Origin of the sequence: Desulfovibrio sp. (genome assembly GCF_009712225.1) — a bacterium.
Classification (GTDB): Bacteria; Desulfobacterota; Desulfovibrionia; order Desulfovibrionales; family Desulfovibrionaceae; genus Desulfovibrio.
Map to the genome: position 1 here is coordinate 423319 of NZ_WASP01000006.1, position 9150 is coordinate 432468.

Genomic DNA, 9150 nt, shown 5'->3' on the forward strand with positions numbered 1-9150 from the left:
GTTTTTTGCCCCCAGATTACCGACAAAATCGTCTGCCAGCACACTGCGGCGGGCGATTTTTCTTTATTCCCACCCTCTCCCGCGGTACGCTGGTTGCATACCGCCCGCAGCAGATTACCTGTCGCAGGCACAGTAAACCGGTGGGGACGCATGGATATCAGCATTTTTGACGCATACTGGGCGGACCGTCAGCCCGACAGATCCGACATGGCAGATTTCTGGACCCGTCGCGCAAGCTCGTTTAACGCGCACGGCGGTGAAGCTGATTCAAGCGCGTACAGAAAGGCACTTGTTGCCCGGGTTGCGGCTCGTACGGGCCTCGGCAGGCATGATGCGGTGCTTGATGTGGGGTGCGGCCCGGGACGGCATGCCCTGGAATTTGCGCAGCTGACGGGTCATGTTGAGGGCAGCGATATCGCACCTGGCATGATCGAGTGCGCAAGGGCAAATGCCGCCGGGGCCATGGTGGATAACGCCCATTTTCAGGTGCTGGACTGGGCGGAAGCTGATCTGGAAGCTTTGGGGTGGGTAAAGTGCTTCAATCTCGTATTTGCCTCGCGCACACCAGCAATATACGACCGCTCTACTCTCAACAAAATGACCGAGGCTTCATCGGGGTATTGCTGCCTTCTCACACAGGTGACGGGCGATAATTCCGTACGGCGCGAGCTGTGCCCCATTGCAGGCGACGACAGGCGCGAAGACATGACGCGCCGTGGGTTGTACTGCGCATTTAATATCCTCTGGCTTCAGGGCTATTATCCCGAAGTGGAATATCTGGAACGTTCGTGGGATTCAGAATGCTCGCTGGACGAGGCCATTCTCATGTACACCCGGCACTTCAATAGCCGGGGGCAGCTCAGTGAAGGACAGCAGGCCGCCATAGCGGACAAGCTGCGCGAAATAAGCAGGGATGGAACTGTGCGCGAGCAGGGGCACTCGCGGGTTGCCATGCTGTTATGGAAGGTTTGCCCATAGGAATGGTGTGGAATTGCCCTGTCCGACCGGGCTTTCCACCTAGGCTTTTTCGACCAGCCAGGTTCTGAGTGGAAAGGCCGTTTCCGTCCAGTGCGTTTTGTACTGCATCTTGGGGCCATCAAGAGGGCCCATGTCGTATCGATGCACGCCTTCTTCACAAAGCCAGCGTATCTTTTCAACCTGCATGAGGTTGCCGAGCGAGTGTGCATGAAAATCGTGCGCATAGCTGAACTGCTGTCCACGATAAACCTGGCCAGCCAGACCGCCAAAAATAAAGCCAACATCACGGTCATCGTGCCGGGCAAAGATTACCCGCGCCCCGCGTTCCGGGGCAAGCCGCTCAAGCAGAAAGTTGTAAAAATCGCATATGCCGGGTTCGGCCATGCCGCAGTGGTCTATGCCCTTCCAGCTGGCGCGCTCAACGGCGATCATGCGGGTATAGGTGTTTTGGGCCTCTTCTGCGGTGGTGGGCAGCACACGTTCAAAATAAATGCCCTTGTCAGCCGCCTTTTGGCTAGCCCGCTTGAGATTGCGGCGCAGGTTGGCTGACCTGCGCGATAGAAAACCATCCAGCCCGCCCTCTAGCGATGCCGACCCCTGAATGCCCGCCTTAACCAGATGCGCTTGAAGCGGCAAGCCAGTCTTGTTCAGCAACTGCTGCATATACGTGAGGCCTGGCCCAAGCCCGCCAACCAGAATCTTGGGAAAGCGCGGCGCATAGGTTTTGGCAAAAAAACGCATGGCTTCGGCAAAAAGCTGTGGTGCTTTGTCACCCAGCAGGGGGCAGCCAAAAAACCACGAGGGTTCAAGGGGGGTGATGTAGATTTCTTCTTCAGACACAAGGCCTTCGGCAAAAGCAATAACGCTGCCCTCTTCTTCGGTTATCAGCAGCCGTCTTTTGGGGCCAAATGCGTCGTGAAAGGCCAGCTGCCACGATGGTGTGCAGCAGAAAGGGTCAGTGTGGCTGCCGTGCAGCGCGGCCTGCAGCCATGTGTTGTACTGCTCTGGTTTGGTATTGTGTGGCAAACTTACGAACTGCATGTGATACCCTGGGAACAACGAGGCGTTTATGCCTTGAGCGCGCACGCGCAGCTAAGGCATAAACGCCATGATATGTCTGGTTAATGACAGGACTGCTGGTTGTTTGCGGTAACTAACGTACTATGACAGCAGATGTCAGGCCTGTCAGTTTTTTGTTGTAGAGTCTTGTTTCTTTTTTTCTTCAAGGTACTGCTCTTCATCTATAAGAGTGCTGCCGCATCTGGGGCAGGACAGTAATTTGAAAAGCAGGCGGAATTTAAAGATTACTTCGTCCACAAAGCCGGTTGGACAATAAAAAACATCCCCACAACGCTTGCAGCGGTACACGGTTTTATCTTTCATATTTATGCCCCCAGTGCAAACGTGTATAAGTACCTAAAAATATCACGTATCGTAGTCGTTATCAATATGATGAAAAAATCTGGATTGCACATAGGGCTTCTGCCCTTTTCTGAATTTTGAAATCAGTTGTGAACCCGGGCAAAGGCCTGCACTGGTTTTTGAAGCTTAAGAGCCCGTGAGCATCTTGCTGGCGTAGCTTACCTGCGTGCAGACAAAAGCAAGGCGCTCATGTTTCCGTGTGACCACTGGAAGCATGAGCGCCTGATATATGCAGCACTTAAGTGCTTAAATTCTGGTAGCAAGGGAGGGATTTGAACCCCCGACACTGCGGGTATGAACCGCATGCTCTGACCAACTGAGCTACCTTGCCGTGTCTGCGCCTCGTTAGCGCGACGATTTATTTATAAAATTTGCCGCACATTGGCAAGCATTTTTTTTAGTTCACCATAAAATAATATACTAAGGGGGCAATCAGCAGCCGGTAGATAGCAAAAGGAACCAGCGTAAGGCGTCCCATCAGGCTGATAAAAACCTTAACTGCCAGCAGCGCCGCCAAAAAAGAGCCAATCATGCCCACGGCAAAAAAGGGAATGTCGGCAGCGCTGAACAGATGCCAGCTTTTCAGCATATCGTAGCCGGTGGCGGCAATCATGATGGGCACAGCGGCGATAAACGAATACTCCGCCGCCAGCGAGCGCTTGGAGCCCAGCAGCATGGCACCCATGATTGTTGATGCGGAACGTGAAAAACCGGGCCACAGGGCAAGACACTGAAAGCAGCCAATACCCAGAGCGAGCTTGGGCGTCATGTCGTCGAGCGTCATGAATGAGGGTTTGAACTTGCGGCGTTCAACCACAATCATGACCACTGCGCCCACCACCAGAGCGGCTAGCACCGTTACAGGGCGGAACAGGTAGGTTTTGATGGTCGAGTGCAGCAAAAGCCCCAGCACGCTGGCAGGCAGCGATGTGAGGATCAGTAGCATGATACCCCGCATGCCCGCAAAGCGCACATAAGGTTGTGGCTGCACAAGGCCCCAAAAGCGCTTCCAGTACAGTACCACAACGGCCATGATGGCACCGAGCTGAATAACCACCTCAAAAGTGGCCGCTTTTTCGCCAGAAAAATTGAGCAGATCGCCCACCAGAATTAGGTGACCAGAGGATGACACGGGCAAAAATTCCGTCAGCCCCTCAACAATGCTCAGAATCAGCGCAGTAAACAAATTATCCATAAAACCCTCTGCCAGCTATGCTGTCGCCGACTGAGGAATGTGTTGCCCAGTAAGGGCGCGGCATTGCCAAAAGACGGCACAACGGCTATGGGTGAACAAAAAAGGATATCTCCATGACAACCATTATGCCGCAAGGCGAACTTGTGCGTAAGGCTGCTGCCTATCTGGCTGAACAGCGGGCCCAGCACCCCGGCAAGAGCCTGGCTACCCTGCTGGATGAGGCAGGCATGCGTTTTAACCTTACCCCGCTTGACGCGGCCGCCCTTGAGCGTCTGTTCCGCGAGGAGCAGGCAAAGGCCAACTGATCAGCCCGCTTTAGCTGCTCCGGCAGTCCACTTGTGGTGCTTGCAGACGTCGCACCCCTTTTGAGCAAGGGGGCGACGCCGCATCACCATATCATTTAAGCAATTTCGCTGCCGTCAGGCACATCGCGGTCTACAGTCAGAAGACCGAGCCCGTTGTCTGATCCGGCGGTAAGCACCATGCCGTGCGAAACCAGCCCGCGAATTTTGCGCGGGGCAAGGTTGAGCACCGCACACACCCGCTTGCCCACCATGTCTTCAGGCGCATAGTGCTCTGCAAGGCCAGAAAGAATCTGGCGAAGCGAGCCCTCGCCAAAGTCAATCTCGAGCCGCAGAATACGGTCGGCATTGGGGTGTTTTTCTGCTACTTTTACCGTGCCAACGCGCAGATCCAGAGCCTTGAACTGGTCGAATTCCACATTGGGTTTGGCTTCCGGGGCTGCTGCATCGCCTTCGGCGGGGCTGGTGGCCGTGCTGGGCGCGGCTTTTTCCTGCGGCTTGTCTGCCTTGGCCTTTTTCTGGGGCTTGGGCTCCTTGGCTTCCTGCGCACCTTCTTTCTTTACTTCAATACGCGGAAACAGGTTGGAGCTCTCGGCCACCACAAGGCCGGGTTCAAGGCCGTCAAAATGGCCAATTTCGTCTTCAATATTGGCAACAGGGGGCATACCCTCCTGCACCGGCTGCGCAAGCTGGGCCAGCATCTTGCCAGAAGCCACGGGCATAACGGGCCAGAGGCACAGCGCTGTTTTGCGCATGGCCGCAAGCATCACATACATGACTGTGGCGAGGCGCTCCATGTTGCCCTGCTTGTAGAGCGTCCAGGGGGCCTGGGTGTCCACATATTTGTTGAGGGCGCGCACCAGTTCCCACAGCGATTCCAGCCCCTGCGCAAACTGCACGTTGCCAAAAAGCTGCACAAAGTTGCGCATGGAATTGGCGCACAGGTCGGCAATGGCCTTGTCGTCTTCCTGCAGCTGTGCGGGCATGGGCACGCGGCTGCCAAAATATTTGGCGGTCATGGAGAGCACGCGGCTGAACAGGTTGCCAAGATCATTGGCAAGGTCGGCGTTGATGCGCCCCACAAGGGCCTCGTCGCTAAAGCTGGCATCCGAGCCAAAGTGCATTTCGCGCAGCAGAAAATAGCGGAAGGCATCAGGCCCAAAGCGCTGGGCCATATCGCTGGGTTCCACCACATTGCCCAAAGACTTTGACATTTTTGTGTCGCGCACAAGCCAGTAGCCGTGCACGTTGAGGTGCTCGTACTGCGGCAGGCCGGCAGATTTGAGCATGGTAGGCCAGAACACGGCGTGGGGCTTCAGAATATCCTTGGCAACCAGGTGTTCGCCGGGCCAGAACTTCTTGAAGGCATCACCGTCGGGCCAGTCCAGTGCGCTGATGTAGTTGAGCAGTGCGTCAAACCACACATAGCACACGTAATCCTTGTCAAAAGGCAGTTCTATGCCCCAGGTAAGGCGCGACTTGGGCCGCGAGATGCACAGGTCTTCAAGTGCGCCCGATTCCAGCATTGCCAGCACTTCGCTACGGTAGCGTTCGGGCCGGATAAAGGAAGGGTTGGCGGTAATGTGCTCCTTGAGCCAGGGAAGATACTTGGACATGCGGAAGAAGTAGTTCTTCTCGCTGATAAATTCGGGCTTGGTCAGGTGCTGGGGGCAAAGGCCGTTTTCCAGCTCTTTTTCGGTATAAAAGCGCTCGCAGCCGTAGCAGTAATGCCCGCCAAACTCGCCAAAATAGATGTCGCCCGCGTCATAGACCTTTTGCAGAAAGGCCTGCACTGCCTTGATGTGTTCCGGGTCGGTGGTGCGCACAAAGCGGTCGTTGGCCACATCAAGCTGGGGCCACAACGTGCGGAACCGGGCGCTGATGGCGTCCACAAATTCCTTGGGCGTCTTGCCTTCTTTTTCCGCAGCCTGAACGATCTTGTCGCCATGCTCGTCCGTGCCGGTGAGGAACATGGTCTCCTCGCCGATCAGCTTGTGGTAGCGGGCCATGGCATCGGCAACCACAGTGGTATAGGCATGCCCCAGATGGGGCTTGGCATTAACGTAGTAGATGGGCGTTGTGATGAAAAAGCTGTTCACTCAAGGCTCCGTAAGCTTTGTTGACTACTCGTGGTCGGGGCGCTGCGACTTGCGGCGACGTTTGCGACGGCTCTTGCCCGGCTCTGCCTGTGCTTCTGCACCAGCGCCCCGCTCGCCCGGTTCGGCTGCGGATTCGTCTGCCTGGGCATCGCGCTCGTCCTGACGGAATTCATCCATAAAATCAAGAGAATCAAGGGTGTCTGGCGTGGCAGAAACCACCAGCAGGCTGTCGCCAACCGGTCCCTTGGGCGGCTGCTTTTGCTGCGTGCCCTGGGGTGCTTCTGGCCGGTGCGGCGAAAGCGCCTGCCAGTCGTCAAGGCTCAGTTCCACTTCTTCGTTGTTTTCCGTCAGCACAGAAAGAGAATTGCGAAACATGTTGGCCCGCAAAACCTTCATGGGGCCTTTGTCTGTCTGATACTTCTTTCCAAGCCTTGGGCACATGCGGTGGAAATGGTCGTAATTGTCCTGCTCGTACGAAAGGCAGCAGAGCAAACGGCCACAAATGCCCGAAATTTTTGCCGGGTTCAAAAAGAGGTTTTGCTCTTTTGCCATGCGTATGGTCACCGGCGCAAACTTGCGCAGGTAGCGGCGGCAGCAGCACACCATGCCGCAGTTGCCCACGGCACCCACCATCTGCGTTTCGTGGCGCACGCCAATCTGGCGCAGCTCGATACGCGCACGGTATTCGCGCACCAGGTCTTTGACCAGATCGCGAAAATCAATGCGTGAGGGGGCTGTAAAGTAAAAGATGAGCTTGCTGCGGTCAAAAAAGACCTCCACGTCCACAAGCTTCATATCAAGATCGCGGTCGCGGATGCACTGACGGCAGAATTCCTGCGCTTCACGCGCCATCTGCTCGTTGGCTTCGCCACGGTGAATGTCTTCCGAGCCGGCGTGCCGCAGAATTGAGGGCAGTTCCTGCTCCATCTGACCGGGCAGGTGTTCTGCCGGGCCAGATACTATCTCGGCCAGGGTTTGTCCCTGTTCTGCCTCGATAAGCACATGATCTCCCCGTTTGAAGCCGGGGAGGCCGGAATAATAGCTTGTCTGTCCAAGCGTTCTGAAACGAAGGCCATATATGGGCATAAGTAGTCGCTTCGCAAAGGTAGTAGAAAATGAATTCTGAAAAGGTTCTTTTCCGTCATTAATGCCGTGCTGTCAACTGGGCGACGGCTTCGGCCACGGCTGGGGCCGCGCTGTTGAGGCGTTTTTTGGCTGCGGCTTGCAAAGCAGGGATGCCTGATTTACATTTTTAAGAATACAGGAGTAATTGCCATGATACAACGTCAGGCGGCCCTCGATATGCTGGCCGAAAATAAAACTCCAGCATCGCTGCTGCAACATGCCCTTGCCTCGGAAGTCATTATGCGTGCCCTTGCGGTGCGTTTTGGTGAAAATGAAGACCTGTGGGGCCTTACCGGCCTGCTACACGATCTCGACTACCCCACTACCGCCGAAAATCCCGCCCGTCATGGGCTGGATACTGCCGATATACTGGCTGGCAAGCTGCCGGAAGAAGCCCTTACCGCCATTCGCGCCCACAATGCAGAAATGAACGGCGCAAGCGCCCCGGCCTGTCGCTTTGACTATGCCCTGCGCTGCGGCGAAACCGTTACCGGGCTTATCTCTGCCGCTGCCCTCATGCGGCCCACCGGCATGGAAGGCATGGAAGTAAAAAGCATAAAGAAAAAGATGAAGGACAAGGCCTTTGCCGCCAGCGTATGCCGCGACAATATTCGCCAGTGCGCCGAAGCCGGGCTTGAGCTTGATGAATTTCTTGCCCTGTCCATCGAGGCCATGCGCACCCATTCTGCCGAACTCGGTTTAAGCAAATAACCAGAGGCTCATCATGCAAGAATGTTCGCTGCAAACGGAAATACGCACTCTTGGCCCTTGCAAGCTTGATTCTGTGCTGCCCTACCGCACCTGGGCAGACAACAAGACCGTGCAGATCGTTGTTGACGAAGAACTATTGGAAGAAGCGGACTCGCCCTTCAGCGTATGTCTTGAAGCCGCGGGCCCCCGCAAAAAGCTCTATTTCGACACCACGCGCGCCAAATGCGCCATTGTTACCTGCGGCGGCCTCTGCCCCGGCATCAACGATGTTATTCGCGCCATAGTGATGGAGGCCTTCCATGCCTACAATGTGCCCTCGATTCTTGGCATACCCTATGGGCTGGAGGGTTTTATTCCCAAGTACGGGCATACTCCGGTTGAGCTTACGCCCTCAAGCGTAGCCGACATTCACCGCTTTGGCGGAACCATGCTTGGCTCTTCGCGCGGGCCTCAGTCGCCCGAAGAAATCGTCGATACCCTTGAGCGCAGCAACGTCAACGTGCTCTTTGTCATTGGCGGCGACGGCACCATGAAGGCCGCGCTCGCCATCAGCAGCGAGGTACAGTCGCGTGGGCTCAAGATATCCGTCATTGGCATTCCCAAAACCATTGATAACGATATCAACTTCATCCCCCAGTCATTTGGTTTTGAAACTGCCGCCTTCAAGGCCACAGAGGCCATTGAATGCGCCCATACCGAGGCCTGCGGCGTGCCCAACGGCATTGGGCTGGTAAAGCTGATGGGGCGCGAATCGGGCTTTATTGCCGCTCGTGCGGCTCTTGCCCTTAAAGAAGTGAACTTTGTGCTGATTCCAGAGGCTCCCTTTGCCTTTGAGGGCGAGGGCGGCCTTTTGCCAGCACTGGAAGAAAGGCTGCGTTCTCGCGGGCATGCCGTGATTGTTGCCGCCGAGGGTGCAGGCCAGCACCTGATGGAAAGCCACACCGGCAAGGATGCCTCGGGCAATCCCGTGCTGGGCGACGTGGCCGACCTGCTGCGCAAAAATATCAGCGTCTACCTTGGCGAGCGCGGCATCGAGCATTCCATGAAGTATATTGACCCGAGCTACATCATTCGCTCCATTCCGGCCAATGCAAATGACAAGGTTTACTGTGGTTTTTTGGGCCAGTACGCCGTGCACGCGGCCATGGCAGGCCGCACCGACATGGTTGTGGGCAAAATTCAGGATCGCTATGTTCATCTGCCGCTTGAGCTTGTCACCCGCAAGCGTCGCAAGCTCAACATCTACTCAGACCTGTGGCGGGCTGTGCTTGAATCGACCGGTCAGGGCATGCTGCACGGCATGCTGCCGCCCGAATAG

Annotated in this window: 9 protein-coding genes and 1 tRNA gene; 4 read left to right on the forward strand and 6 right to left on the reverse strand. The window is 55.9% G+C overall.

The features are described 5' to 3' along the window. The first annotated feature begins 150 nt into the window (after nt 1-150). Complete coding sequence (locus F8N36_RS07285; RefSeq protein ID WP_291332137.1) at nt 151-978, forward strand: class I SAM-dependent methyltransferase; 828 nt, start codon at nt 151-153, stop codon at nt 976-978. A gap of 39 nt (nt 979-1017) precedes the next feature. On the opposite strand, the gene F8N36_RS07290 is transcribed toward F8N36_RS07285, so the two are convergent. From F8N36_RS07290 to F8N36_RS07305, 4 genes are all read right to left on the reverse strand, one after another. Beyond that, nucleotides 1018-2019 carry a GNAT family N-acetyltransferase gene (locus tag F8N36_RS07290; protein ID WP_291332138.1) on the reverse strand — a complete coding sequence of 334 codons (1002 nt, stop codon included), beginning with the start codon at nt 2017-2019 and terminating at the stop codon, nt 1018-1020. A 144-nt stretch (nt 2020-2163) separates the two neighbouring features. Further along, nucleotides 2164-2361, reverse strand: a complete 198-nt coding sequence (locus F8N36_RS07295) for a hypothetical protein (protein WP_291332139.1) — start codon at nt 2359-2361, stop codon at nt 2164-2166. A 293-nt stretch (nt 2362-2654) separates the two neighbouring features. Further along, nucleotides 2655-2731: transfer RNA gene (locus F8N36_RS07300), tRNA-Met, on the reverse strand. A gap of 66 nt (nt 2732-2797) precedes the next feature. Then, a complete protein-coding gene (locus F8N36_RS07305) occupies nt 2798-3595 on the reverse strand; it encodes an undecaprenyl-diphosphate phosphatase (protein WP_291332140.1) in 798 nt (265 codons plus the stop codon). Nucleotides 3596-3708: 113 nt separating this feature from the next. On the opposite strand from F8N36_RS07305, the gene F8N36_RS07310 reads away from it, so the two are divergent. After that, complete coding sequence (locus tag F8N36_RS07310; RefSeq protein ID WP_291332141.1) at nt 3709-3900, forward strand: hypothetical protein; 192 nt, start codon at nt 3709-3711, stop codon at nt 3898-3900. 95 nt (nt 3901-3995) lie between these two features. Here the strand turns inward: F8N36_RS07310 and metG are convergent, their stop codons facing one another. Next, nucleotides 3996-5996: a methionine--tRNA ligase gene (gene metG / locus F8N36_RS07315; RefSeq protein ID WP_291332142.1), complete on the reverse strand. Its 2001-nt coding sequence runs from the start codon at nt 5994-5996 to the stop codon at nt 3996-3998. Between the two features lie 24 nt (nt 5997-6020). Beyond that, nucleotides 6021-6998: a regulatory iron-sulfur-containing complex subunit RicT gene (ricT, locus tag F8N36_RS07320; protein ID WP_291332143.1), complete on the reverse strand. Its 978-nt coding sequence runs from the start codon at nt 6996-6998 to the stop codon at nt 6021-6023. A gap of 273 nt (nt 6999-7271) precedes the next feature. Between ricT and F8N36_RS07325 the strand changes: the two genes are divergently transcribed. Continuing rightward, entirely contained in the window at nt 7272-7832 is a 561-nt protein-coding gene (locus F8N36_RS07325) for an HD domain-containing protein (RefSeq protein ID WP_291332144.1), read from the forward strand. Nucleotides 7833-7845: 13 nt separating this feature from the next. Beyond that, nucleotides 7846-9150, forward strand: a complete 1305-nt coding sequence (locus tag F8N36_RS07330) for an ATP-dependent 6-phosphofructokinase (RefSeq protein ID WP_291332145.1) — start codon at nt 7846-7848, stop codon at nt 9148-9150.

What these genes read in the sequence shown, in the direction of transcription:
- F8N36_RS07285 (WP_291332137.1), top strand. Translation starts at nt 151, where the DNA reads ATGGATATCAGCATTTTTGACGCATACTGGGCGGACCGTCAGCCCGAC.
- F8N36_RS07290 (WP_291332138.1), bottom strand. Translation starts at nt 2,019, where the DNA reads ATGCAGTTCGTAAGTTTGCCACACAATACCAAACCAGAGCAGTACAAC.
- F8N36_RS07295 (WP_291332139.1), bottom strand. Translation starts at nt 2,361, where the DNA reads ATGAAAGATAAAACCGTGTACCGCTGCAAGCGTTGTGGGGATGTTTTT.
- F8N36_RS07305 (WP_291332140.1), bottom strand. Translation starts at nt 3,595, where the DNA reads ATGGATAATTTGTTTACTGCGCTGATTCTGAGCATTGTTGAGGGGCTG.
- F8N36_RS07310 (WP_291332141.1), top strand. Translation starts at nt 3,709, where the DNA reads ATGACAACCATTATGCCGCAAGGCGAACTTGTGCGTAAGGCTGCTGCC.
- F8N36_RS07325 (WP_291332144.1), top strand. Translation starts at nt 7,272, where the DNA reads ATGATACAACGTCAGGCGGCCCTCGATATGCTGGCCGAAAATAAAACT.
- F8N36_RS07330 (WP_291332145.1), top strand. Translation starts at nt 7,846, where the DNA reads ATGCAAGAATGTTCGCTGCAAACGGAAATACGCACTCTTGGCCCTTGC.